Annotated in this window: 1 protein-coding gene; it reads right to left on the reverse strand. The window is 45.8% G+C overall.

The window, feature by feature from the left end:
- The coding region (locus tag CD118_RS12325; RefSeq protein ID WP_425353212.1) for a hypothetical protein at positions 1 to 371 on the reverse strand (371 nt) is incomplete at both ends.

Genomic DNA, 371 nt, shown 5'->3' on the forward strand with positions numbered 1-371 from the left:
TCGACGTCAACATCAAACCGAGTAGCAAGCGAGTCAACATCGACAAGTGAGTCCGACTCGGCATCAGTAGCTAAGAGCGAATCAGCATCAACAAGTGATTCAGTATCAACATCAAACCGAGTAGCAAGTGAGTCGACGTCAACAAGTGCGTCAGCAGCTAAGAGTGCGTCGGCATCGATAAGTGAATCGGAATCAAATTCGAATAGAGTAGCGAGTGAGTCAACTTCTACTAGCACATCAACATCAGCAAGCGAATCTGTGTCAACATCAAATCGAGTAGCAAGCGAGTCAACATCGACAAGTGAGTCCGACTCGGCATCAGTAGCTAAGAGCGAATCAGCATCAACAAGTGAATCGGTTTCAAATTCAAA

Origin of the sequence: Staphylococcus coagulans (assembly GCF_002901995.1) — a bacterium.
Lineage (GTDB): Bacteria > Bacillota > Bacilli > Staphylococcales > Staphylococcaceae > Staphylococcus > Staphylococcus coagulans.